Source organism: Actinocatenispora sera (genome assembly GCF_018324685.1).
GTDB lineage: Bacteria > Actinomycetota > Actinomycetes > Mycobacteriales > Micromonosporaceae > Actinocatenispora > Actinocatenispora sera.
Genome location: NZ_AP023354.1, coordinates 3770687 through 3795549, shown reverse-complemented (window position 1 = coordinate 3795549; position 24863 = coordinate 3770687). Strand labels below are relative to the sequence as shown.

General features: G+C 73.2%; 22 protein-coding genes. 13 read left to right on the top strand and 9 right to left on the bottom strand.

Features of this window, described 5'->3' with window-relative positions; translation table 11 throughout:
* The first annotated feature begins 47 nt into the window (after window positions 1-47).
* Window positions 48-1472 carry a type I glutamate--ammonia ligase gene (gene glnA, locus Asera_RS18070; protein ID WP_030447871.1) on the top strand — a complete coding sequence of 475 codons (1425 nt, stop codon included), beginning with the start codon at window positions 48-50 and terminating at the stop codon, window positions 1470-1472.
* Window positions 1473-1755: 283 nt separating this feature from the next.
* Here the strand turns inward: glnA and Asera_RS18065 are convergent, their stop codons facing one another.
* Window positions 1756-2010 (bottom strand): GntR family transcriptional regulator, encoded by a 255-nt coding sequence (locus Asera_RS18065; RefSeq protein WP_035297650.1) that lies wholly within the window; start codon window positions 2008-2010, stop codon window positions 1756-1758.
* A gap of 177 nt (window positions 2011-2187) precedes the next feature.
* On the opposite strand from Asera_RS18065, the gene Asera_RS18060 reads away from it, so the two are divergent.
* Together Asera_RS18060 and Asera_RS18055 are read left to right on the top strand one after the other, a co-directional pair.
* Window positions 2188-2430 (top strand): hypothetical protein, encoded by a 243-nt coding sequence (locus tag Asera_RS18060; RefSeq protein ID WP_157034995.1) that lies wholly within the window; start codon window positions 2188-2190, stop codon window positions 2428-2430.
* A 135-nt stretch (window positions 2431-2565) separates the two neighbouring features.
* Window positions 2566-2739 carry a hypothetical protein gene (locus Asera_RS18055; RefSeq protein ID WP_157034994.1) on the top strand — a complete coding sequence of 58 codons (174 nt, stop codon included), beginning with the start codon at window positions 2566-2568 and terminating at the stop codon, window positions 2737-2739.
* Window positions 2740-2769: 30 nt separating this feature from the next.
* Here the strand turns inward: Asera_RS18055 and Asera_RS18050 are convergent, their stop codons facing one another.
* A complete protein-coding gene (locus Asera_RS18050; protein ID WP_030447868.1) occupies window positions 2770-3378 on the bottom strand; it encodes a TetR/AcrR family transcriptional regulator in 609 nt (202 codons plus the stop codon).
* A 148-nt stretch (window positions 3379-3526) separates the two neighbouring features.
* Between Asera_RS18050 and Asera_RS18045 the strand changes: the two genes are divergently transcribed.
* Window positions 3527-4345 (top strand): SDR family NAD(P)-dependent oxidoreductase, encoded by an 819-nt coding sequence (locus Asera_RS18045; RefSeq protein WP_084132188.1) that lies wholly within the window; start codon window positions 3527-3529, stop codon window positions 4343-4345.
* 15 nt (window positions 4346-4360) lie between these two features.
* On the opposite strand, the gene Asera_RS18040 is transcribed toward Asera_RS18045, so the two are convergent.
* The 5 genes from Asera_RS18040 to Asera_RS18020 all read right to left on the bottom strand — a co-directional run bounded on the left by Asera_RS18040 (window position 4361) and on the right by Asera_RS18020 (window position 11679).
* Window positions 4361-6619 carry a chorismate-binding protein gene (locus tag Asera_RS18040; RefSeq protein ID WP_244843932.1) on the bottom strand — a complete coding sequence of 753 codons (2259 nt, stop codon included), beginning with the start codon at window positions 6617-6619 and terminating at the stop codon, window positions 4361-4363.
* A gap of 213 nt (window positions 6620-6832) precedes the next feature.
* Window positions 6833-7501, bottom strand: a complete 669-nt coding sequence (locus Asera_RS18035; protein ID WP_030447865.1) for an O-methyltransferase — start codon at window positions 7499-7501, stop codon at window positions 6833-6835.
* Window positions 7502-7570: 69 nt separating this feature from the next.
* Window positions 7571-8779: an ROK family protein gene (locus Asera_RS18030; RefSeq protein ID WP_051802619.1), complete on the bottom strand. Its 1209-nt coding sequence runs from the start codon at window positions 8777-8779 to the stop codon at window positions 7571-7573.
* Window positions 8776-9849 (bottom strand): LacI family DNA-binding transcriptional regulator, encoded by a 1074-nt coding sequence (locus Asera_RS18025; protein ID WP_051802618.1) that lies wholly within the window; start codon window positions 9847-9849, stop codon window positions 8776-8778. The genes Asera_RS18030 and Asera_RS18025 overlap by 4 nt, the downstream gene beginning before the upstream one ends.
* A 96-nt stretch (window positions 9850-9945) precedes the next feature.
* On the bottom strand, window positions 9946-11679 hold the full coding sequence (locus Asera_RS18020) for a class I mannose-6-phosphate isomerase (RefSeq protein WP_084132184.1): 1734 nt from the start codon (window positions 11677-11679) through the stop codon (window positions 9946-9948).
* Window positions 11680-11807: 128 nt separating this feature from the next.
* Between Asera_RS18020 and Asera_RS18015 the strand changes: the two genes are divergently transcribed.
* The 7 genes from Asera_RS18015 to Asera_RS17985 all read left to right on the top strand — a co-directional run bounded on the left by Asera_RS18015 (window position 11808) and on the right by Asera_RS17985 (window position 20894).
* Complete coding sequence (locus Asera_RS18015) at window positions 11808-13106, top strand: ABC transporter substrate-binding protein (protein WP_030447861.1); 1299 nt, start codon at window positions 11808-11810, stop codon at window positions 13104-13106.
* Entirely contained in the window at window positions 13103-14023 is a 921-nt protein-coding gene (locus Asera_RS18010; protein WP_211255672.1) for a carbohydrate ABC transporter permease, read from the top strand. Before Asera_RS18015 ends, Asera_RS18010 begins: the two co-directional genes overlap by 4 nt.
* Window positions 14024-14034: 11 nt before the next feature.
* Window positions 14035-14847 (top strand): carbohydrate ABC transporter permease, encoded by an 813-nt coding sequence (locus Asera_RS18005; protein WP_030447859.1) that lies wholly within the window; start codon window positions 14035-14037, stop codon window positions 14845-14847.
* Window positions 14848-14899: 52 nt separating this feature from the next.
* Complete coding sequence (locus Asera_RS18000; protein WP_030447858.1) at window positions 14900-18121, top strand: glycoside hydrolase family 38 N-terminal domain-containing protein; 3222 nt, start codon at window positions 14900-14902, stop codon at window positions 18119-18121.
* A 254-nt stretch (window positions 18122-18375) separates the two neighbouring features.
* Window positions 18376-18891 (top strand): DUF5709 domain-containing protein, encoded by a 516-nt coding sequence (locus Asera_RS17995; RefSeq protein ID WP_084132182.1) that lies wholly within the window; start codon window positions 18376-18378, stop codon window positions 18889-18891.
* A 52-nt stretch (window positions 18892-18943) separates the two neighbouring features.
* Window positions 18944-19393, top strand: a complete 450-nt coding sequence (locus tag Asera_RS17990; protein WP_030447856.1) for a MarR family winged helix-turn-helix transcriptional regulator — start codon at window positions 18944-18946, stop codon at window positions 19391-19393.
* Window positions 19394-19496: 103 nt separating this feature from the next.
* Window positions 19497-20894 carry an MFS transporter gene (locus Asera_RS17985; RefSeq protein WP_035297646.1) on the top strand — a complete coding sequence of 466 codons (1398 nt, stop codon included), beginning with the start codon at window positions 19497-19499 and terminating at the stop codon, window positions 20892-20894.
* Window positions 20895-20911: 17 nt separating this feature from the next.
* On the opposite strand, the gene Asera_RS17980 is transcribed toward Asera_RS17985, so the two are convergent.
* On the bottom strand, window positions 20912-21790 hold the full coding sequence (locus tag Asera_RS17980; RefSeq protein ID WP_051802616.1) for a LysR family transcriptional regulator: 879 nt from the start codon (window positions 21788-21790) through the stop codon (window positions 20912-20914).
* 57 nt (window positions 21791-21847) lie between these two features.
* Here Asera_RS17980 and Asera_RS17975 point away from each other — a divergent pair, with 57 nt between their 5' ends.
* Window positions 21848-23059, top strand: coding sequence for a nuclear transport factor 2 family protein (locus tag Asera_RS17975; RefSeq protein ID WP_030447853.1), 1212 nt, complete (start codon window positions 21848-21850; stop codon window positions 23057-23059).
* A 36-nt stretch (window positions 23060-23095) separates the two neighbouring features.
* Here Asera_RS17975 and Asera_RS17970 read toward each other — a convergent pair whose 3' ends face one another.
* The gene (locus tag Asera_RS17970; RefSeq protein ID WP_030447852.1) at window positions 23096-23953 is read right to left on the bottom strand and encodes a helix-turn-helix domain-containing protein; all 858 of its coding nucleotides are present in this window, start codon (window positions 23951-23953) and stop codon (window positions 23096-23098) included.
* Window positions 23954-24148: 195 nt separating this feature from the next.
* Between Asera_RS17970 and Asera_RS17965 the strand changes: the two genes are divergently transcribed.
* On the top strand, window positions 24149-24853 hold the full coding sequence (locus Asera_RS17965) for an SDR family NAD(P)-dependent oxidoreductase (RefSeq protein ID WP_030447851.1): 705 nt from the start codon (window positions 24149-24151) through the stop codon (window positions 24851-24853).
* Window positions 24854-24863: the final 10 nt, after the last annotated feature.

Below are 24863 nucleotides of genomic sequence, written 5' to 3'. Positions count from 1 at the left end.
CCGGGTACCCGGGGGTACGCATCGAGACGCGAGACGACGGAGGACACGTGTTCGACAACTCCGAGGCACTGCTGAAGTATCTGGCCGACGACGGCGTGCGGTTCGTCGACGTCCGGTTCTGCGACCTGCCGGGGGTGATGCAGCACTTCACGGTGCCGGTCGAGTCGTTCGACGCGGACGTGTTCACCGACGGTCTGGCGTTCGACGGTTCCTCGATCCGCGGCTTCCAGCAGATCCACGAGTCGGACATGCTGCTGCTGCCCGACCCGGCGACGGCGTTCGTCGACCCGTTCCGGGCCGAGAAGACGCTGGCGCTCAACTTCTTCGTGCACGACCCGTTCACGCGCGAGCCGTACAGCCGGGACCCGCGCAACATCGCCCGCAAGGCCGAGACCTACCTCGCCGCGAGCGGCATCGCCGACACCGCCTACTTCGGCGCCGAGGCCGAGTTCTACCTGTTCGACTCGATCCGGTACGACACGGCCACCCAGCACGGCTTCTACCACATCGACTCGATCGAGGGCGCCTGGAACTCGGGCTCGGTCGAGGGCGGCGCCAACCTGGGCCACAAGATCACTCCGAAGGGCGGCTACTTCCCGGTGTCGCCGGTCGACCAGACCGCCGACCTGCGCGACACGATCACCCGGAACCTGCTCCGGGCCGGACTGGTCGTGGAGCGGGCCCACCACGAGGTCGGTACCGCCGGGCAGGCCGAGATCAACTACCGGTTCTCCACCCTGCTGCACTCCGGCGACCAGGTGCAGCTGTTCAAGTACATCGTGAAGAACACCGCGCACGCCGCCGGCAAGACCGCCACGTTCATGCCGAAGCCGCTGTTCGGCGACAACGGGTCGGGCATGCACACCCACCAGAGCCTGTGGGCCGGCGGCGACCCGCTCTTCTACGACGAGACCGGGTACGCGGGCCTGTCCGACGTCGCCCGCTGGTACATCGGCGGCCTGCTGCACCACGCGCCGAGCCTGCTGGCGTTCACCAACCCGACGGTCAACTCGTACCGGCGGCTGGTGCCCGGGTTCGAGGCGCCGGTCAACCTGGTGTACTCGCAGCGCAACCGCTCGGCGTGCACCCGCATCCCGGTGACCGGCACGAACCCGAAGGCCAAGCGGGTCGAGTTCCGGGTGCCGGACCCGTCGTCCAACCCGTACCTGGCGTTCTCGTCGATGCTGATGGCCGGGCTCGACGGAGTGCGCAACAAGATCGAGCCGCCGGAGCCGGTCGACAAGGACCTGTACGAGCTGCCGCCGGAGGAGTTCGCCGGCGTCAAGCAGGTACCGGGGTCGCTGCCGGAGGTGCTCGACGCACTGGAGGCCGACAACGAGTACCTGCTCGCCGGCGACGTGTTCACCAGCGACCTGATCGAGTCGTGGGTGGACTACAAGCGCGCCAACGAGGTCGACCCGATCCGCCTGCGCCCCACCCCGCACGAGTTCGCCCTCTACTACGACGTCTGACCGCCCCCGGCAACGTGACGTCTGATCGCCTCCGGCAACGCGACGTCTGATCGCCTCCGGCAACGTGACGTCTGATCGCCCCCGGCAATGCGACGTCTGATCGTCTGATCGCCCCAGGGCAACCCGAACAGCGCCCGCCGCCGGACCACCGGTGGCGGGCGCTGCCGCGTACCGGCGGCGTCGAACGTCAGCCGGATGGCGGTGGTGGATGGTGCGGACGCGGGCAGTCGGCACCCGATCCTCGGTGACGACGACATCTGTTCCCAGCAACGGGTACGAGCGGCTACGCCGGCTTGCGCCAGGACTCCCGGGGCGCCGCGTAGACGCCCTGCCGTGGCCGCACCCGGACCATGCCCCACTCCACGAGCCCGGCGATCGCCCGGCGAGCGGTCCCGCGGGCGACTCCGTACGCCTGGGCGATGGTGTTCTCCGACATCACCCGCTGGCCGGGCTGATACGCCCCGGAGCGGATCTGCTTCTCGACGTCGAGGGCGATCTGCTCCCACTTCGGCACTTCGATGTCCGGCACGGCCTCCATCCCCTCACCTTGACGATGCCAAGGTGCTCGCGAGCCAGCATATACACACCTACATACCCATGGGTGAGACTGTACAAGAATGGTTCAGACAAGTAGCCTGGCTGCACTCCGCAAACAGGGCCGGGTGGCGTCCAGTCCACGCCGCCCGGCCCCTGACCGCTCGCGAAGGGAGCGGCTATGACGAACCTTGTCCGGCGGCCCGATCGCCTTCCCCGCGCCGGACAGCTGGTGCACATCAGCCCGGCCGCCGGGGTGTACGGGGCGGGCTCCGCCTGGTGGCACGTGATCACCGCCGAACCGGCGCTCACCGACGGGATGTGCTACCTGACCGCCGGCCCGCTCGACCCGAACGACCACGACGGCCGCGCCCGGGTCTTCTTCTGCCGCATCGACGGACTGCTCGTCCAGGACGTGCGGTGATGCTCGCACGTCTGGGGTCCCGCAGCGGGCTGCCACCGAATCCGTCGCGCGCAGCAGGCGCCGAGAGCCCCTTGTCCTCGTCACCCCTTGCTCGCTAGCGTCGAGACGAAGCGCGGTCGACGAACGGAGACGGCCATGTACCCCGGTGGCACGAACGGGCAGTGGGTGCGCAGCCGTAACCAGGAAAGTGTCGAGGCGCTCCAGGCCGGGCAACAGGTGCGGTCCGGCCTGGAGCGCGAACAGCTGGAGCGGTGGCACGAGTTCCGCGGCCGGCTGTGGCACAGGATCCTCAGCTGGTTCCACCGCTGACGGCCGGCCACCCGCCGAGCCTCGGCGTCGTCACCGGCCCGTGGTCGTGTCAGTAGGTGTCGTGCGGAGGTGGGTGAGGAGGACGTCGAAGACGGCGGCGAGGTGGTCGATGCGGCCGGTGGAGCGGAGCACCTGAACGCCGCCCTGGATGCCGGCGACGAAGGCGGCGGCCGTACGGTCGGGGTCCAGTTCGGGGCGGATCCGGCCGGCGGCCTGCATCGCCTCGATGCCCACCCGGATGTGCTGCTGCCACTGGGCGAGCAGCGCGCGCACCACCTCGGTGGCCCCCGGAGTGGTGGTGAGTTGACTCATCAGCGCACTCAGCGGGCAGTGCGAGCCCTGCGCCTGGTACCGGGCGAGCACCGCGTCGCGCCAGCGCTGCCAGGCCGGCCAGGAGGTGAGCGCACCGAGGTGCGGCTGCTGGTCGTCGAGCACCCGGTCGGCCTCGTGTTGCGCGACGGCGAGCAGCAGTTCCTCCTTGCCGCCGGGAAAGTAGTGGAACAGCTGGCCCTTGCTGGTCCCGGTGATGGCGCGGACGTCGTCGAGGGTCATCTCCCCCGGCTCGGCGCTGTGCAGGTGAGCCGCCGCACCATCGATGATGCGTTGCCGGGTCGCGCGCCCCTTCGCCGTGATCCTCACCCGCTGAGCCTAGTCCATGCTGGACTCGCCGGTCCACAATCAGCCGCCGCTGCCGCGAGACACCGGGAAGTGGAAGCGGATCCCCGCCATCACACCCGAGTCATGTTTGGACTGGTGGGTCCAGAATTAGCGGCCTAGCGTCCAGGGCATGACACAACGACTGCAGGGCCGCACGGCCCTGGTGACCGGCTCGACCAGCAACATCGGCCGCGCGATCGCGCGCGCGTTCGCCGCCGAGGGGGCGCACGTGGTGGTGTCCGGCCGGGACGACAACCGTGGCGACGCCGTGGTCGCCGAGATCGAGCGGGCCGGCGGCCGGGCCAGCTTCGTCCGAGCCGACCTGGACGGTACGGCCGAGGCCAGCCAGGCGCTCGCCGCCGAGGCGACCCGCCGGCTGGGCGGGCGGCTCGACATCCTGGTCAACAACGCCGGGATCTACCCGCCCGGTACGACGTCGACGACCGATCCGGCGACCTTCGACCGGGTGTACGCGGTGAACGTCAAGGCGCCGTTCTTCCTCACCCAGGTGGTGGCGCCCGCGATGGTGGCCGCCGGCGGTGGCGTGATCATCAACCTCGGGTCCTGGATCGCGCGGCGAGGCGTGCCGACGGGCGCACTGTACGCGTCGACCAAGGGCGCCCTGGAGACGCTCACCCGCGCCTGGTCCGCCGAGTTCGGCGGCCGGGGCGTGCGGGTCGACGCGATCTCGCCGGGCGTCGTCCGGGACCCGGCGCTCGACCCGGCCGGCACGTTCCCCGGCCAGACCCTGATGCAGGGCACCCCGGCCGGTACCGCCGGGCACCCGGACGCGATCGCCGCCGCCGCGGTGTACCTCGCCTCCGACGACGCCGCATTCGTGCACGGCGCCGTGCTCGACATCGACGGCGGCCGTACCGGCGTCACCACCACCGGCGTCACCACCACCCGGCCCACCACCACCGGCGGCACGACCACCGACGGCGGGTGACCGGCCGGTGCGCCGTCACCCGACGGGCGCCGCCACCCGACTCGCCTGGTACCAGGCGGTGAGCGGGGCGGCGGCCTTCAGGGTCACCTCGTCGAACTCGGCCGCGGCGTCGGAGTCGAGGACGATCGCGCCGCCGGCGCCGATGTGCAGCTCGTCGCCGTACCGCACCGCGGTACGGATGACGATGCTCAGGTCGGCGCCGCCGGTCAGGCCGAAGTAGCCGAGCGTGCCGGAGTAGACGCCGCGGGCGGCCGGTTCGAGCCGGTCGAGGATCTCCATCGTGCGCTGCTTCGGGGCGCCGGTCATCGAGCCGCCCGGGAAGCAGTGCCGCACGCAGTCGACCGCGCCGACGTCCGGCCGCAGCTGCCCGGACACCGTCGACACCAGCTGGTGCATCGTCCGGTACGACTCGACCGCGAGGTACCGGTCGACTGAGACCGAGCCGACCCGGCACACCTGGCCGAGGTCGTTGCGCAGCAGGTCGACGATCATCAGACTCTCGGCCCGGGTCTTCGCGTCGCCGGCCAGCCGGGCGGCGAGTTCGGCGTCCCGGACCGGATCGGGGTCGCGCGGCGCGGTGCCCTTGATCGGCCTGGTCTCGACCCGGCCGGCCGGGGTCACGCGCAGGAACCGTTCCGGCGAGGAGCCGTACACGCAGACACCGCCGGTGCGCAGCAGCACCGCGTACGGGGCCGGGTTGAGCCGCCGCAGCCGGCGGTACAGGGCGAGGTCGTCGCCGGTGTAGGGCACCCGGGCGGCGTTCGTCAGGCAGATCTCGTAGCTCTCACCGCGCCGCAGCTCGCGCTGGCACTCGCCGATCCGGTCCAGGTAGGCCGCCCGGTCCAGCACCAGATGCGGTACCGGATCCGGCGCCGCCCCGGCGCCGTTCCCGGGCCCGTCGGCGTGCGCGGCGGGGCGCGGCGGCCCGGGGATAGCGGCGAGCCGGGCACGGGTCGCGGTGACCCAGGCGCGGGCGGCGCGGTCGTCGCCGCGGTGCAGAGCGATCAGGTGGGTGACGCCGCGCTCGTGATCGACGGCGACGAGCCGGTCGGCGAAGATCCAGCAGGAGTCCGGTGTCGGGGAGCGGTGTGCCGCGGCGGCACCGCAGTCCGCCTTCACCTCGTAGCCGAACCAGCCGACGTAGCCGCCGGCAAGGTCGAACGGCAGGCCCGGATCGTCGATCCGGCGCCGCGCGAGCTGGCGCCGCAGTACGTCGAACACGGTGCCCGGCTCGACCCGCGATCCGGCCGCCGACCGTATCGTCACGCCGGCCTCGCCGACCCGGTAGCTCAGCGTCTCCGCGAGCGGCCCGGACGCGTCGCCGAGGAACGAGAACCGGGACAGCCCCGGCTCGACCCGGCTGCTGTCCAGCCAGAAGCAGTCCGGCGAGCCGGCGAACAGCGTCTCGAACGCCGCCTCGGCGTCCACCGACACCGGCAGCTCGGCGTGCAGCAGGCGCAACCGTGGCTCGTCCGCCGATACCGGCTCTCCCAGCCCACTCCGGCTCGCCGGGACCGGCTCTCCGGACTCATCCCGGCTCGCCGGGATCCCCAACCCGGACGGCACGCGCGGCGCCGTCGGGCCGCCGGGCTCGGCCGTCGCGTCGAGCGTGCGTCCCGCCGAGACCGCGCCCGGGTCGAGCGGCGCGGCAGCGGACCGATCGGTCGGCGTGCCTTTCGTGCTCGGTCGGGGGCGGGCGGTGGTCGACAGGTCGCGGAAGTTCGTCAGCAGCTCTCGGCCGAAGGTCGAGGCGACCGACTCCGGGTGGAACTGGACTCCCCAGCGCGGGCGGGCGCGGTGCCGTATCGCCATGACGACGCCGTCGTCCGCCCACGCGGTCGCGACGTAGTCGGGTGGCAGCGGCTCGGCGACGCACAGCGAGTGGTAGCGGACCGCGACGAACTCGGCCGGTACGCCGGCGAACAGCTCGTCGCCGCGATGGGTGATGCGGGCGAGCCGGCCGTGTTCAGGCCGCGGCGCCGGCCGGACGGTACCGCCGGACAGCCAGGCGAGCGCCTGGTGACCGAGGCAGACACCGAGCACCGGCAGGTCGGTACCGGCCAGCAGCGCCGGCACCCGCCCGAGGTCGCGGGCCACGGCGGGATGTCCGGGGCCGGGTGAGACGACGATGTTGTCGAAGCCGGCGAGATCGACGGTGGCGAGCGCGTCGTCGTCGTTCGCGAGTACCACCGGGTCGGTGCCGTTGACCTCGGCGAGCAGCTGGAACAGGTTGAACGTGTACGAGTCGTGGTTGTCCACCAACAGCGTGCGCACGATGGCTCCCCCGGGATCGACAGCTGCCGCAGCGGTCGGGGCGCACCGTGGCCCGCGCGGCCGGGTCCGGCGGCACCGGTACGACCGCGGCATCAGTACACGGTGGTCGGTTCCGGCTGTCAACAGCAGGGGGAGGTGGCGGCGGCCACGATCCGCCGCCACCACCGAGCCGATCCGTGATCAGCCGCGGTCGGCGATCATCGGCGACCGGGCTCAGGCCTCGACCAGCGCGATCGCGAACCCGTCGTACCCCTTGGTACCGACGGTCTGCAGCGCGGTCGCCGACAGCCGCGGCTCCGCGGCGACCCGGGCGAGAAACTCGCGCACGCCCCGCACCCGGGGGTCGGCGTGGTCCGGCTCGATCACCCCACCGTTACGGACCACGTTGTCCGCCACCAGGACCGTGCCCGGCCGCGATAGCCGCAGCGACCAGTCGAGGTAGCCGGGATAGTTGTCCTTGTCCGCGTCGATGAAGATCAGGTCGAACGGGCCGGCGCCACCGGCGGCCAGCTCCGGCAGCGTGTCCAGCGCGGCACCGACGACGATCTCGACCCGGTCGGCCAACCCGGCCCGGGCGATGTTGGCCCGGGCCACCTCGGCGTGCCGCGGCTCGTACTCCAGGCTCGTCAGCCGGCCGCCGTCGGGCAGCGCGCGGGCCAGCCAGATCGTGCTGTAGCCGCCGAGCGTGCCGATCTCCAGGATCCGGCGCGCGCCGCACATCCGGGCCAGCAGCTCCAGCAGCCGGCCCTGGTTCGGCGCGACCGCGATCTCGGGCAGTCCGGCCGCGCGCGAGTCCGCCAGCGCCGCCGCGAGCGCCGGATCGGCCGGCACCAACAGCTCGCTGAGGTAGTCGTCGACGGCGTCCCATGTATGTTCGCTCATGCCGCCGACGCTAGTACCGCCGCGCGCCGGGCTCGGGCGATCACGCAGTCGCGTCCGCCACGCCGGCGATCACGGCGTGCTGGCGGGGGAGCCCTGCACGCCCGTCCGACCCGCGTCGGCGCCGGCCCGTCCGGCCGCGCTTCCCCCGGCCGCGCCCCCGACGACGTGTCCTCCGGCCGCGCCTCGGACGACGTTTCCGTCGCCTGGGGCGCCCGTGGCGGTTCCGTCGGCCGGGCCGACGTTTCCCCGGCCCGGGGCGCTGTGGACGGCCTCGTCGGCCGGGCGCGCGCCGGTGGCCGCGTGGGTCGCGGCGCCGAGCAGCGCGGCGGCCTCGCCGTCGGGAAGCACCACGACCGTGTCGACGCCGAGCGCGGCGAGCAGCGGCGGTCCCACGATCGGCCAGGCGGCGGTGATCGAGCCGCCGAAGACCACCACGTCGGGGCCGAACCCGGCCAGCCACGGCGCCAGCGCGGTCCCGAGCGCGGTCATCGCCGCGTGCACGGTCTCGGTGGCGATCTCGTCGCCCGCCGCGGCCAGCGCGGTCAGCTCGCGCAGGCCGTCGACCTGCCGCCCGGTGCGCTGCGCGTACCGGGCGGTCATCGCGCGGGTGGAGGCGGTGTCCTCCAGCGGGCGGCCGGCGATGGTGAGCCGGTCGGCGCGGCCCTCCGGCGGCACCAGCGGACCGTCCTCGACGACCTGGTCGCCGTCCAGGAACGCCGATCCGACACCGGTACCGAGGGTGAACGCGGCGAGCCGACCGGCGTCCGGCGCCTGCAGCCGGCGGGCGCCGAGCGCGAACGCCGAGGCGTCGTTGAGGAACCGCAGCCGGTCCGGTCGCACGCCGAGCCGCTCTGCGAGCCGGTCCCCCACCGGTACGTCGCGCAGCGAGGCGAACTTGCCCACCCCGCGGTAGCGCGCGATCCCGGTGGCGTAGTCGAACGGCCCCGGTACGGCGAGGCCCCACCGATCGGCGATCCGGCCCGGGCAGCGGTCGACCAGTTCGCGTGCGGTGGCGGCGATCGCGGCCAGCAGGGTGTCGGCGTCCGCGGCCGGGTCCAGCGCGGCCCGGCACCGGCTGCCGGCGACGACGGTGCCGGCGACCAGGTCCACCGCCGCGGCGGTCACGTGCGAGCCGCCGACCTCGACCGCCGGCCGGTACCCGGTCGCCGGCCCGGCGCTTCTGCCGTCGCCGCTGGTGGCGTGGCTGGCCGGTGGCACGCTGGCCCGCCCGGTGGCGGCGGCTCCCTCGGTCGGCGCCGCGGTGCGGTGCTCGGTCATCGGGGCTGCCCCGCCGTCGCCCGGACCGGTCGCGGTCGACGCTGCGTCGCGTAGTCGACCAGCGTGGTCGGCACGGTGACCCGGCGGGATCGGTGCTGTGCCACCGGGTCGGTCCCGGACAGCTGGTCGAACAGCAGCGTGGCGGCCGAGCGGCCGATCTCGATCGGGTCGTAGGAGACGACGGTCAGCGGCAGGTGCAACACGTCGGCAAGCTCCACATCGTCGAATCCGGCCAGTTCCACCCGCGGCGCATCGGCGTCTCGAGACCGCAGCGCGCGCAGCGCACCCACGGTGTTGCGGTTGTTGGCGGTCAGCAGCGCGGTCGGCGGCTCCGGCTGGTCGATCAGCTCGTGCGCGGCGGCCTCTATGGCGTCCACGTCACCGCGCAGCCGCCGCACGTACCGCTCGTCGACCTCGATACCCGCCTCATCCAGCGCGAACGCGTACCCGCGGAACCGCTCCGAACCGGTCCACAGCGCCGCGGGCAGGCCGAGAAACCCGATCCGGCGGTGGCCGTGCTCGATCAGCCGGCGGCAGGCGTCCCGGGTACCACCGAAGTCGTCGACCAGCACGCAGTCGACGTCGGCACCCATCGGCGGGCTGGCCGCAAGCACCACCGGGGTCCCGCGCCGCTGCACCGCACCGAGATGGCCGTGCTCGTGCCCGGCCGGTACCACCACCAGCCCGTCCACGCCGCGCTCCAGCAGGTCGTCGACGACCTCGTGCTCGGAGTCCGGGTCGGCGCCGGTCGAGCCGAGCATCACCCGGGCCCCATAGCCCACCGCGACCTGCTCGACCCCGACCGCCAGCTGCGAGTAGAACGGGTTGCCCAGGTTGGTGACCAGCAGGCCGATCAACTCGTGCGGGCCGCCGGAACGCAGGCCGCGGGCGAGCTTGTTCGGCCGGTACCCGAGCGCCGCGACCTCAGCAAGCACCCGCTCCCGGGTGGCCGCACCGATACCCGGCCGGCCACGCAGCGCGCGCGAGACGGTCATCGGACTGACCCCGAGCCGCTCGGCCACGTCCCGCATCGTCAGCCCGGTCTCCGGCCCCGACCCCGAGGACCTCATGAGCGTTCCTCCCGCGTCGAAACGCCCATGCGGCACCGGGTCGCGCGATGCCCATGGCTCGTTCGCCGACGCCCGCTCATGGCTTGCTCATTGCCCTCATGACACCATCGCCTTCACCAGCCGGACCCGGCCCGTACCGAGGTTGCGCACCTGGTAGCTGCCGACGCTCGCCGGAATCGCCAGCGTTTCAGCGTAGTTCAACCGGTGCTCGTCCCCGGCGGCGGTGCTGATCCGGACGGCATCGCCATCGACGACGGTGAGCACGTGGAACCGGTCGTCGGTGCGCTGCGGTCCGGTGCCGCCCGGTTCGACCACGATCCGCCGGACCTGGAAGAACATCTCGGGCAGCGCGCCGATCAGCTCCTCGCACCAGCCGTCGCCGCCCGCCAGCGCGCGCGGCTGCTGGACCAGCTGGTCGGCGACGGCGTCGCCGGCGCGGGCCGGATCGAGGTTGCGGAACGCGTGCTCGACGTGCACCGCGCGCTGCCGGCCGGCGGCGTCGCGGCGCAGCCAGTCGTAGAACCGCAGCGAGTACAGGTACGGGGTGGCGCTGACCTCCAGCACCACGTTGCCCTCGCCGCTGCCGTGCGGGGTACCGGCCGGCACCAGGTACAGCTGGCCGGCCCGCGCCGGGAACGTCTGCACGTACTGCTCGATGTCGAAGCCGATGCCGTGCGCGTCGGCGTCGTGCGCGGCGTGCTGGAACCGGTCCAGGTCGGCGTCGCCGCGCAGGCCGAGGAACACCTTGCTCTGCTCGCCGGCGACCATCAGGTAGTAGCTCTCGTGCTGGGTGTACGGCCAGCCGAACAGCTCGCGCATCGTCTCCGGCTGCGGGTGGCAGTGCACCGACAGGTTGCCGCCGCCGACGGTGTCGAGGTAGTCGAACCGGATCGGGAACGAGGTGCCGAACAGCTCGTGCACGCGGCCACCGAGCACCTCGGCCGGGGCGAGCCCGACGACGAGCTGGAACGGGATCTCCACGCAGGTCTGGGCGTCGTCGCCGAGCAGCACGCCGCTTTCCGGCGCGATCAGCTCGTAGCCCAGCGCGGTGCTCGGCGCGTCCGGGTTGTGGCCGAGTTCGCGCTGGCCCCAGTGCCCGCCCCACGGCGTGCTGTTGAACGTCGGCCTGGTCCGGAACGGGGCGCCGGCGAGCCGGCGGGCGGTCGCCCGTACCGCGTCGCCGCCGACCGACGTCACCGCTTCGGTATCGGTAACGTCGACCCACCGGTCGATCCGGCCGGCGAGCGCGTCACGGTGCCGGTCCAGCAGCGGCCAGTCGATGTAGAACAGCCGGCGGGTGCTGGTGGGCTCGTCGGCGGGCGCGGCCAGGTGTCGGCCGTGGCCGGCGGCGACGGCCGCCTCCTGGTAGCGCTTGGGGATCTCGGCCCACCACAGCAGGTCGGCGGCGGCCAGCCCGGCGCCCGGCCCGTACAGCACCCGCAGCCCGTCGCCGCCGGTCTCGCCGAGGCGGGTCAGCGCGGCCGGGTCGAGCAGGTCGCCGAGGGTACCGCCGGCGAGTCGGGCGAAGTCCGGGTCGTGTTGCAGCTGAGCGGTTTCGGTCCGTTCGAGCACCTCGGGCCAGGGCCGCGCGGCGGTGCGCACGTCGGCCAGCTCGACGGTACGCCCGGTCGCCGCGAGCGCGGCCTGCAGCTGCTCGGCGACCGCCGGCCAGTTCAGCGCCGCCGGGCCGTCGAGGGCGAGAACGTGGGCGGTGGCGGGCACGGTGGCCGCGGCGGCGGCCCACCCGGCGGCGACCGCGTCGCCGTGCACCGGGTAGTGCGGGGCGGGCTCGTACTGCCGGGTCCGCGGGCGCCGTTGTTCCGTGTCCATCTCACCAACCTCACCGCGGTAACGGGCGATCAGCTATCGCAAACGTTACCTCTTGTTAAATGACCAGTCCACGCGTACGTTATCGATAACTTAGCAGCCCGAGGCTCCCGGTACGAGGAGGGCACGGCGTGCAAACGAGCGACACAGGACACTCACCGACCCGGCGGACGGTGCTGGCCGCGGCACTGGCCGGCGCGGTCGGGCTGGCCACCGCGGGCTGCGCCCGGGGTACCCAGACCCGGCCGGCCGCGGGCGACGTGGTGTCGTTGTTCAACGACAACCCGACCTGGGCCACCGGCTACGCCGCCGCCGGCACGGCGCTGCACCGGCTGGTCGGCTACCGGCTGTCGGCCCGGGCCTCGCCGGACACCAGCAGCTACCAGCAGATCGTGCGGATGTCCGCCCAGACCGACTCGACCACCGACCTGATCAAGTGGTGGAACGGCTACCGGCTCCAGGACATCGCCCGCTCCGGCATCCTGCAGGACGTGTCGTCGGCCTGGGACCTCGCCGCCAAGAACGGCTGGTCGAACGACAAGGAGCTGCGCGACTCGTTCAGCTACGAGGGCAAGCAGTACGGCGTCCCGCTGTACAAGTCGTACTGGGCGGTCTTCTACAACAAGCCGCTGTTCGCCAAGCTGAAGCTCGACGTACCGACCGACTGGGACGAGTTCCGGCGGGTGGTCGCGACACTCAAGGCCAAGCACATCACCCCGATCGCGTCCGGCGGCGCCACCACCTTCGAGTCGCTGACCTGGTTCCAGCAACTGGTCAACGGGCTCGATCACCAGTTCTACCTGGATCTCACCGCCGGCAAGGCGTCGTACACCGACCCGGTGTGCCGGCAGGCGATGAAGCTCTGGATCGAGCTGTTCGCGGCGGGCGCGTTCTCCGCGCCGGACTTCAACACCGCGACCGTTCCCGCGCAGTTCGTCCAGGGCAAGATGGGCATGCACCTGTACGGCAGCTGGAACACCGGCGCCTACCTCTCCAACGGCGTCAAGGACGCGAACCTCGGCCTGTTCCTCCTCCCGCCGCCGCCCGGCGGCAACGACTCGGTCGTCGTCGAGTCCGGCGTGCTGTCGGTGTCGAAGAAGGCACACAAGCTCGGCGCCGCCCGCAAGGTCGCCGACGCCTGGCTCGACCCGTCGGTACAGCGGGCCTGGACCGGCTTTCTGAAGGACACCTCGGCCGACCCCGGCGTGGTACCGAAGGTCGGCGCGATCACCGAGCTCGCCGCCACGGTGCGCCGGCAGAAGCCGAGCCAGGCCATCCGGTACTGGGAGGCGTCCCCGCCGGTGCTCATCGAGGGCAACGTGCAGGACCTGAGCGCCTTCATGATCAACCCGACCGCAGCGAACGCGACCCGCACGCTGTCGTCCATGCAGCGTCGCGCCGACAAGGAATGGAAGGTGTGGCGGTCGTGACGACGACGGAGAAGGTGCCGGTCGCGACGCGGACGGCGGCGCACGAGCCGCGGCAGGGCTTCCGGTGGCGGCGGGCGCTCTGGGTCGGCGGGTTCCTGCTGCCGGCGGTGGCGCTGATCGTGGTGCTGCTGGTGGTGCCGTTCCTGGTCACCGCGTACCGCAGCCTGTTCGACGACAACGGCGTCAGCTCCCGGTTCATCGGCCTGGCGAACTACGTCGCGCTGTTCACCGACCCCGACTTCGGCCGGTCGCTGCTCAACACCGTGTTCTGGGTGATCGGCACGCTGGTGCTGCCGGTACTGCTCGGGCTGCTGATCGCGGTGCTGACCAACTCGGTGAAATGGGGCTCGGTCGCGCGCACCGTGGTGGTCATCCCGTACGCGCTGTCCGGCTCGGCCACCGCGCTGCTGTGGACGTTCCTGCTGCAGTCCGACGGCGCGATCAACCAGACGCTGGCCTCGATCGGTCTCGGTGGGTTGCAACAGGAGTGGCTGCTGCACTGGCCGCTGAACACCGTGGTGATGATCCTCGCGACCACCTGGCAGGCCACCGGCGCGTCGATGATCCTCTTCCTGGTCGGGCTGCAGACGATCCCGCCGGAGACGCTGGAGGCGGCCAAGCTCGACGGCGCGACCGGCTTCCGGCTGTTCTGGAGCATCGTCGTCCCGCAGCTGCGGCCGATGACGATCGTGGTCGTCGGCATGTCGATCGTCAACAGCCTCAAGACGTTCGACATCGTGTGGCTGCTGACCCGGGGCGGGCCCGGCACCGCGTCGGAGACGCTCGCGCTGACCATGTACCGCGAGACGTTCACGCTCAGCCGCTACGGGTACGGCGCGGCCGTGTCCGTGGTGCTCACCATCGTCGTACTCGCCGCCTCCTGGCTCTACCTGCGTCGCCAGGCGACGCAGCGGTGAAGGGGAATCCGATGGCATCACGCATCGTGCGCAACGTGTTGGTCGTGCTGGTCTCGGTGGTCTGGCTGGTACCGACCTGGCTGGTGGTGGTGAACGCGTTCACCCCGTCCGCCCAGTACACCGGGTCGCCGCGCTGGTGGTTCGCCTCCGCCGACATCGCGACCAACATCAGGACCGCGTTCAGTACCGCCGGCGTCGGGCAGGGCATGCTCAACACGCTGATCTACGCGGCGCTCGGCGCGGCGATCGCGGTACTGATCTCGGCGCTGGCCGGGTTCGCGGTGACGGTGATGCCGGTGAAGCGGCCGGCGATCTGGTTCTGGGGCATCTACATCGGCACCGTGCTGCCGCTGCAGACGTTCCTGTCCCCGCTGTTCACCGGCTACGCGAAGACCGGACTGTACGACACCCAGTACGGGATGCTGCTGATCTACGTGGCGATGACGATCCCGTTCGCGTTCTTCGTCAACCGCAACTTCCTGATGACGGTGCCACGGGAGGTCGCCGAGGCGGCGCAGCTGGACGGCGCGAACTGGCTGCGGATGTTCGTCCGGGTGCACCTGCCGCTGGCCCGCAGCGCGCTGCTCGCCACGTTCGTGTTCCAGTTCACCTGGATCTGGAACGACCTGCTGTTCGGCATCACGCTGTCGCTGAGCCCCAACGTGCGGCCGGTGATGGCCACGCTCGCCGACCTGTCCGGCAGCTACGGTACGGCCGGTCCGCCGGTGATCCTGGCCGGCGCGCTGGTCGCGTCGATCCCGACCGTCCTGCTGTTCTTCGTCTTCCAACGCTTCTTCGTCAACAGCCTGCGGCTGACATCCTGAACGTCGGCCGTACCAGCACCATCACCACATCGGTTCGAGGGGGACATTCCACATGACGACGCGCGCCCTGGTGGCCGACCGACCCTGGTCGACCGAGAAGGCCCGGGCCGGCACCGTCGGGCTGGCCGTCGCGGCCACCGCGAGCCTCGGCGGTACCGAGCTGCGGGCGATGCCGGAGCACCTGGTGCGGCGCGGCCCGGACGGCCCGCAGCGCGCGCTGCGGGTACTGATCGCCGGTGCCGCGGCCGATCCGGCGCAGTGGCGGTTCGACGTCGAGGTGGCGGGCCGCGGCCGGGTACCGGTCGAGGTGCTGCCGGCGACCGGCGGCGCCCGGCTGCTGCTGCCGGCGGAGGCCGAGACCCGCAACGTCCGGATCGAGGCGAGCCGCGCGGGCGGCGCCGACCAGACCGCGACGCTGGAGTTTCCGCTGCCGCCGGCCCGGGACTGGACCATCCACCTGGTGCACCACTCGCACCTGGACATCGGCTACACCGACCCGCAGGGCACGGTGCTCAACGAGCACGTCGCGTTCCTCGACTCGTGCCTGGACCTGACCCGTACCACCGACGGCTGGCCGGACGACGCGAAGTTCCGCTGGGCGGTGGAATCGCTGTGGTCGTTCGAGCAGTGGGTGGCCGCGCGCCCACCGGAGCGCATCGCCGAGTTCCTGGAGCGGGTACGGGCCGGGCAGATCGAGCTGACCGCGATGCCGTACAACCTGCACACCGACACCTGCTCGACCGAGGAGCTGCACGAGCTGCTGCGGCTGGCCCGTACGGTCCGGGAGAAGTACGGGGTGTCGTTCCGCTCGGCGATGCAGACCGACGTGCCCGGTACCGTCGCCGGGCTGCCGGACGCGCTGGCGCCGCTGGACGTGAAGTACCTGTCGGTGGCGCACAACTGGGCCGGCCGGTCGGTGCCGAACACCAACGGCGGGCACAAGCTGCCGCGGCTGTTCCGGTGGCGCTCCCCCGCCGGCAACGAGCTGCTGGTGTGGATGACCGACAGCCCGCACGGCCTGGCCTACATGGAGGGCCCGGTGCTCGGCTTCGACACCTCGTACGAGATGGTCGACGACCTGCTGCCGGCCTACCTGACCTCGCTCGCCACCAACCCGTACCCGTTCCCGCCGGGGATGTTCGGCTGGCACGGGCCCGCGGTGACCGACCGCGAGCCGTACCCGCACGACATCCTGCACCTGCGGGTGCAGGGCCACTTCGGCGACAACGCGCCGCCGCGGCTGATCCTGGCCGAGACGGTGAAGCGGTGGAACGAGACGTGGGACAGCCCGCGGCTGCGGCTGTCCACCAACACCGACTTCTTCACCGATGCCGAGCAGCGGCTCGGCGACGCGATCCCGGTGTTCGAGGGCGACTGGGGCGACTGGTGGGTCGAGGGCGTCGGCTCCGGCGCCCGCCCGCAGGCGATGGTACGGCGGGCACAGGCCACCGTGACCTCGGCGCAGAGTTTGTACGGGCTGGCCGCGCTGTTGGATCCGGCCGCCCGCAACGCAAAGCACGCGGCCGACGCGCAGGCCGGGGCGAGCCAGGTGTACTCGTCGGTGTCGCTGTTCAACGAGCACACCTGGGGCGCCGCCGACCCGTGGACGCACGGCGACGAGGGCATGCAGTCCGGCGAACAGCAGTGGCACTGGAAGTACGGTCACGCCCTGCACGGCGAGCACGACGCCGAGGTGTACCTGGACCACGCGTCCGCCGCACTCGGCGGGGTGCTGCCGCCGGCGCAATCGGCCGACCTGTCGTTCTGGGCGGTGAACACGGCGCCGGCCACCCGCACCGCGCCGGTGCGCTGCTTCGTCCGGGAGTCCCGCATCCCGCTCGACCGGCCGCTGACCGTGGTCGACGCCCGTACCGGCGCCAAGCTGGAGGCGCTGGTCGAGCCGCAGGTCAACCCGGTGCACCGGGATGCCGGCCGATGGGTCTCGGTCGAGGTCGCCGACATCGGCCCGTACGGGCTGGTCCGGCTCGACGTGACCGCCGGGCCGGCGGATGCGGACGTCGCGACCGATGCCGGCGAGCTGCACATCAGCGCGGCCGACGGCGGGGCGGGCGGTTCGGTGCCGCTGCCGACCGAGGACGACGTGACGCTGGAGAACGAGCACCTGCGCGTGGTCGTCGACCTGACCCGGGCCTGCGTGTCGAGCCTGGTGGCGAAGTCGACCGGCCGAGAGCTGGTGGACCCGGACGCGGTGGTCGGCTTCAACGGCTACGTGTACGACACGTACACGACCGCCGGCGGTTACAACCACCAGGCGAACAAGACGGCGGTCAGCCCGGAGCTGGAGCTGCTCGGCTCGCGCTCGCTCGCCCGGCCGGCGGTGCTGGTGGAGCGGGTCGACGACGCCCTCGGCCAGCGGCTGACCTACGAGTACTCGGCCGACGGCGTGCGCACAGCGCGGACCACGATCCGGCTGGGCCGCAACGCCTCGCACGTCGAGTTCGACAACCGGTTCGACAAGCCGACCACGATGACCAAGGAGAGCGCGTACCTGGCGTTCCCGTTCGCCGTGACCGATCCGACCGTGCACTACGAGATCACCGGCGCGCTGACCGGTGACGGCATCGAGCACGTACCCGGTGCGCCGCAGCACATGCGGGCGGTCCGCTCGTTCGTCTCGGTGTCGGACGCGGGCGGCCCGGTGGCCTGGGTGACCCGGGACGCGCCGCTGGTGGAGCCGGAGACGATCCCGCTGCCGTACGCGCCGTTCCCGGACTCGACCGCGCCGCGGCAGCCCGGCACGATCTACTCCTGGGTGCACAACAACCTGTGGGACACCAACTTCCCGTCCGCGCAGGCGTTCGACACGGTGTTCCGGTACGCGGTGGGCGTGCCGCGGGCCGGCGAGGACGTCGAGGCCGACGTGCTGGCGCTGCGCACCGCGTACGAGGTCGACCGGCCGCTGGTCGGTGTGGTGGCGCACGGCACCGGCGAGCGGGCCGCCGAATCGTCCCTGCTGTCGGTCGACGACCCGCGGATCACCGTGCTCGATGCCGTGCCGGTCGCCGCCGACGCGGACGACGACGCCGACCTGCTGGTCCGGCTCCAGTCGTACGCGCCGGCCGCGACCACGGTGCGGCTGCGCTGCGCGGTACCGGTGGCCGCGGCGTCGCTCGCCACCCTGCTCGGCGACCCGACCGGCGCCGCCGAGGTCGACGGCGCCGAGGTGGTGCTGCCGGTACCGCGGATGGGCACCGTCGCGGTGCGGCTGCGCGTTGCCGGCATCTCCGGCGCGAGCGGCGAGGCCGGGCGGTGATCGTGGTCGATCGGTCCTGACCCACCCCCAACCCCCCAGGGTGGCCCGCAACGCTCCACCCCCGTGCCTTGCGGGCGCCCAGGGCCGGCCGGCAGCGCACGCGCCGGCCGGCCCGTTTCGTTCGCCGACGGCGGATGTTGGCCGGATCGGCCCCGCCGGGCCGGTGCGGGTGCCAGTATCGGCGGTGAGGCGCCCGCGGCGGGTGCTTCGCAGGCATGCCCGGCCGGCCGGTCACCGGACGAAAGAGGCGATCGATGACGCAGGCGGACGACGACCCGGATGCGCGGCAGAGCGACGAGGTCTCCGACGACGGCGTCCTGGACGCCGACGAGACGTTGCTGTCCGACCAGCCGTCCGGCGACCCGCTCGACACCGGCATCGAACCGCCCGACCACTGGTCCGAGGTCAACCGGTTCGGCATGACGCCGGCCGAGGAGCGTCGCGGCGAGTCGCTGGACCAGTTGCTGTCGGAGGAGGAGCCGGACATCCAGCCGGATGCGGTCGACGACCGCTGGCCGGACGGCCCCGAGCCCCGGGCCGGCCGGCTGCGTGACAACGGCGAGGAGATGGTCGGCGTCGACGTGGGCGTCGACTGCGGCGCCGCCAGCGCCGAGGAGGCGGCGGTGCACTGGGTCGACGAGGACACCGACCGGGCCGCGGTCCCCGACGACGCCGACGAGTACGAGTCGCTGCCCGACGCGGTCCGCAACACCGACCTGGACCAGCAGCGCGACCGCGACCCGGACCCGGACGACCCGTACCGGCCCTGACCGGGCCGCCGTGGCTCGTTAGTACGGCTAATGGCTGCGGTACGGTGGGCGGGTGGACAACGACCCGGCGCTGCTGCCCGAGCGGTTGCGCACCATGCCCAGCCGGCTGCTCGCCCAGGCGGGCGGGTACGCGCAGCGCACCTCGGCCGACGCGCTCGCCGCGTTCGGGTTGCGCCACCACCACTACGCGCTGCTCGCGGCGCTGACGGAGTTCGGTCCGGCGAGCCAGTCCGCCCTCAGCGACCGCACCGGCATCTACCGCAGCGACCTGGTCGGTGCGCTCAACGAGCTCGCCGAGCGCGGCCTCGTGGCCCGCTCCCCCGACCCGGACGACCGGCGCCGCAACGTGGTGAACATCAGCACCGCCGGCCGCCAGCAGCTGCGCCGGCTGGACACCGCGTTGCGGCGCGCGCAGGAGCAGCTGCTGGCCCCGCTGTCCGGGCCCGACCGGCAACGCCTGCTCGACCTGCTCGGCCGGGTACTCGCCGGCCGAGCACACTAGGGTCTGTCTCGGAGCCCGGCTCGGGCATGCCTCGGGCCCGGTGGCCGCGGGCCGTGAGGTGGTTCACGTCCGCGGGCGGGACCGGAGCCGATACGGTCACCGGGTGGACCGACGTGCGCTGGTGTTGGTCGCCGTGCTGCTGTCCACGGTGACGTTTCCGCTGACCATCACCGGGGCGTCGGTGGCGCTGCCGGACATCCGTACCGACCTCGGCGCCGGGCTGGCGGGCACCCAGTGGGTGGTCAACGGGTACAACGCGACGTTCGCCGCGTTCCTGGTGGTGACCGGCTCGCTCGCCGACCTGCTCGGCCGCCGGCGGGTCTACCTGGCCGGTCTCGTGCTGTACGTGGCGACCGGGGTGGCGAGCGCACTGTCCGGCAACGTCGTGCTGCTCGACGCGGTCCGGCTGCTCGGCGGGGTCGGCGCGGCCGCGGCGGTCACCGGCGGCGCGGCACTGCTGTCGGCGGCGTTCCCCGGCCCGGCCCGGGCCCGCGCGTTCGGGCTGCTCGGCACGATGCTCGGCGCCGGGCTGGCGTTCGGCCCGTCGATCGGCGGGCTGCTCGTGACGCACCTGGGGTGGCGCGGTGTCTTCGCGGTACCGGCCGGGATCGCGAGCTGCGCGCTGCTGCTCGCGCTCGCGATCCCCCGGCCGGCCGAACGGCCGACGGCCCGCCGCATCGACTGGGCCGGCGGCGCGCTGTTCACCGGCGCGCTGCTGACCGTGATCGCGGTCCTGGTCGAGTCGCCGGAGGCCGGCTTCGGCCACCCGGCAGTGATCGCCGGCTGGATGCTCGCCGCGGTACTCGCGGCCGGTTTCGTCGCGGTGGAGCGCCGCGCCGACGATCCGGTCGTCGAGCTGCGGCTGCTCACCAACCCGCGCTTCGCCTCGTACGCGACGGCCGCCGCCACCCTGGTCGTCGTGCTGGTGCCGCTGCTGGTGTACCTGCCGTCCTACCTGATCTCGGTGACCGGTGTCGGCGCCGGTACCGCCGGGCTGTGGCTGCTGCTGCTCACCGGACCGACGGTACTGCTGCCGACGGTCAGCGGGCTGGTCGCGCGGTGGGTGCCCACGGTGGTGATCGCCGTCGGCGCGATCGTCGTCTGCGGGGTCGGTGCCCTGCTGGTGAGCCGGATCGGACCGCACACCGGGCCGGCCGGGCTCGCCGCGCCGCTGATCCTGGTCGGCGCCGGTACCGGGCTGACCCAGGGGTTGCTGGACGGCCGGGCGATCGACACCGTGCGGCCGGAGGCGGCCGGTGCCGCGTCCGGGCTGTTCCAGACCTCCCGGCTGGCGTCCGAGACGATCGGGATCGCGGTGGTCGGCGCGATCCTCGCCGCGCTGTCCGGCGACCGGCTGGCCGGCGCCGGCTACACCCGGGCGCTGCACGTGGTCGGCGTCGTGCTCGCCGGCGTGTGCGTGGCCGGCGCGATCGGCGTCCTCGCCCTGTCCCGCCGCCGGGTCCGGATCCCCAGTGCCGCAACCGAAACCTCACGCTGCTGAGGCCACCCGCGGCGCCGTCAGTGCCGCGCGCGCAGCGCGGTGACGAGGCGGGACAGGTCGTCGCGGCCGGGGCGGGTCGCCACGTAGACGCCGCGGCGGGGCGCGTCGCGCAACGCGAGCAGCCGCACGTCGCCGCGCAGCGCCGGTCCGACGCTGCGCGGTACCAGCGCGACCCCGTGCCCGGCCGCCACCAGCGCGACCTTGATCATCAGGGCACCGACGCTGCGGTCGACGCGCAGGGTCAGGTCGTACCGGGCGGCGAGCTGGTGCAGCAGCGCCTCGGAGCCCGCGTTGTCCTCGATCCAGTACTCGTCGGCGAGGTCGGCGATGCTCACCCGCCGGCGCCGCGCCAGCCGGTGGTCGTCGGGCACCACCACGCTCATCGGATCGGCGAACAGGTGGCGCAGCAGCACGTCCCGGCGGGTCGGCAGCCCGGGTGGCGCGTCGGTGACCACGGCGAGGTCGAGCTCGCCGCCAGCGACGCGGTCGATCAGCCGATCGGTCGAGTCCGTCAGCATCGACCACGACGGTGGATCGGGCACCCGCCGCAGCGCACCCGGCACCAGGGCCATCGCCGCCGACTGGACCGCGCCCACGCTGACGTGCGGCGCTGGAGCGGGCGCCGCCGCCGCACGCGCGGCCCGGTCGGCCTCGGCGACGAGCGCCCGGGCGTGCGGCAGTACCGCGGCGCCGGCCGGGGTGGGCCGCACCCCGCGCGGCTCGCGCGCGAGCAGCCGGGCCCCGAGGTCGCGCTCCAGCGTGGCGATCTGCCGCGAGACGGCCGACTGGGTGTAGCCGAGCGCCTCGGCCACCGCGGACAGGCTGCCGGCCCGGCACGCCTCGACGAACGCGACCCAGGGCGCCAGCGACGTCGGCCGAGCATGCGTGACAGGCATGGCTGCCATGCTAATCCTGCACTGGTCGCATGGCTGCGCTGGCGCCAGACTGGGCCCATGAACTCCGCTTCGCAGCCGGTGTCGGTCCTCGGCCTCGGCCGGATGGGCACCGCGCTCGCCCGCAGGCTCGCCGATCTCGGCTTCCCGGTGACCGGCTGGTCCCGGTCCGGCGTCGCGCTCGACGGCGTGCGGGCCGCCGGCTCGCCGGCCGCCGCGGTCGCCGGCGCCGACGTCGTCCTGCTCGCCCTGTACGACGCGACCGCCTGCCGGCAGGTGCTCGCCCGCTGCGCCGCGAGCCTGCGGCCCGGCGCCACGGTGCTCAACCTGGCAACCATCGCCCCGGCCGAGGCCACCGAACTGCACCGCGACACGCCGGTCCGGTACGTGCAGTGCCCGGTGCTCGGATCCGCGCCGGCCGCGGCGACCGGCACGCTCACCCTGCTGTACGGCGGGGCCGCACCGGCGCCCGCCGAGGCCGAGGTGCTGGCCGCTCTGGGCACCGTGCTCGGCTGCGGCGACGCGGCCACCGCCGCGGCGTTCAAGCTGGTCGCGAACGGCGCGCTCGGCGACGCGATCGTCGCGCTCGGCCAGTCGTTGGGCCGCGCGCGCCGGCTCGGCCTGGGCCCCGAGGCCACGCTGGATGTGTTGGCGCGCACGGCCCTGGGCGGCCTGGTGGCCCGCAAGCGCGACCGGCTCACCGGTGGCGCGCACGCTCCCGCCGACTTCACCGCCGGCGCGCTCGGCAAGGACGCCGACCTGCTCGCGGCCGTCGACCCGGACAGCGCCGTACTTCCCCTGCTGCTGGCGTCCGCCGGCGTACCGGCCGACGCCGATGTCGCCGCGATCGTCATCGGGCTGGCGGACACCGGCCACCGGGTCGTCGACGCCGCCGCCCGCCTGTACGCCGCACCCGGCGTCCCCACCGACGACGAGCTGATGGCGCCGCTGATCAGCTACGCGCGCGGCCACGCGAGCGGCGACCCCGCGCACTTCGGCGCCGCGTTCCGGCCGACCGCGCACGTGGAGGGGATCCGCGACGACGGGTTCGTCTCCTGGGACCTCGACCGCTACCGGGCGAACTTCACCGGGACGCCGGCGGCGGACGAGCCGGCCCGGACGCGTACCGTCACCGAGCTGGGCCGCACCGGCACCGTCGGGCACGCCACGATGGTGCTACGCCACGGGTCCGACACCTTCACCGACCTGTTCGTCCTGGTGTGCGAGCACGGCGAGTGGCGCATCGCGAACAAGGTCTACCACCGCTGCTGACCCGCCGGGCCCCGCTTCGCGCCCGTCCGGGCGCGGTCAGTCCGGCTGGTGGGCGGTCGGCGCCGGCGCGGCGGTCTCCACCTGGTACGAGGTGAGCAGGGCCAGCTTCTCCGCGTCCGCGCTGCCCCGGTCGGCGTGGTAGACAGCGAGCACCTGGCCGCTGGTACCGCCGATCGCGAGCTTCTCCCGGTACAGGGTGATCTCGCCGACCTGTGGATGCTCCAGCAGCACCGCGGAACCCTCCCACGGGCCCACGTCGTGCCGGGCCCACAGCCGCCGGAACCGGCCGCTGCCCAGCGACAGCTCACCGACGAGTTCGATGAACCGCGGGTCGTCGGTGTCGGTACCGACCGCCTGCCGGAACCCGGCGACCAGGCCCGCGGTGGCGCGGTCCCAGTCCGGGTACATCGCCTGCTCGGCCGGGTCGAGGAAGACGTCGAGCAGCCGGTTGTGACCGACCGCGAACCGTGGCGAGATCGTCGCCGCGAGCGGGTTCGCCGCCAACACGTCGAAGTAGCGGCCCTCGACGAACGCCGGCAGCCCCAGCGTGTCGAGCAGCTTGCGCACGCCGACGGGCACGCTCTCCCGGCGGGGCCGCCGGCGTGTCCGCCGCGGCCGCTCCGCCGCCAGGCTGATCAGGTACCCGGTCGCCGCCTCGTCGAGCTGCAGCACCCGGGCGAGCGACTCCAGCACCTGCACCGACGGGTTGCGGTCGCGGCCCTGCTCCAGCCGCAGGTAGTAGTCGGCGCTGATGCCGGCGAGCATCGCCACCTCCTCGCGGCGCAGCCCGGGCACCCGGCGCACGCCGACCTGGGGCAGCCCGAGGCTGTCCGGCGAGACCAGTTCGCGCCGCGCGCGCAGGTACTCGCCGAGCCGGTTCGTGTCGTCGGTCATGACTTCAGCGTAGGCAGCCCGGCGGCGTCCTGGCTGGTCCTGGCACCCCCAGGATCATCGGGGCGCTGTCTCGCGCGCCGCCGGGGACGCACGCTGGGCTCGCCGACGTCCAGACCCGGTCGTCCGGCAGCCGGCGGCCACCGGCCCCGCCCGGCCAGACACCGGCCGTGCATCCGCGTTCGAAGGAGTACCGACATGACCATCACGCTCGTCACCGGCGCGAACCGGGGACTCGGGTACGAAACCGCCCGCCGGCTGGTCGAGGCCGGACAGACCGTGTATCTCGGTGCCCGCGACCCCGAACGTGGCGCGAAGGCGGCGGCCGAGCTCGGCGCCCGGTACGTGCAGCTCGACGTCACCGACGACGGCTCGGTACGCGCCGCCCTGCGCACCATCGCCGACGACGCCGGCGGGCTGGACGTGCTCGTCAACAACGCCGGCATCGCCGAGCTGCGTGGCCCGTCCGAGGCCGACGCGGTCACCGGCGAGTCCGCGCTGCGCCAGTTCGACACCAACGCCGTCGGCGTCGTCCGGGTCACCACGGCCGCGCTGCCGCTGCTGCGCGCCTCCGCCAACCCGGTCGTGGTCAACGTGTCCAGCGCGCTCGGCTCGTTCTGGGCGGTCACCAACCCGCAGCGCCGCCAGTTCCACTACCCGTCGATCGTGTACGGGGCAACCAAGGCCGCCGTCTCGATGCTCACCGTGCAGTACGCGAAGGCGGTACCGGAGGTGAAGTTCAACGCCGTCGAGCCCGGCTTCACCGCCACCGACTTCACCGCCGGGATCGAGGGCGGCCGCCCGGTCGAGCAGAGCGCCGAGGTCATCGTCCGCCTCGCCACCATCGGCCCCGACGGCCCCACCGGCACCTTCACCGAGGACGACCACCCCCTCCCCTGGTGACCCGGACACC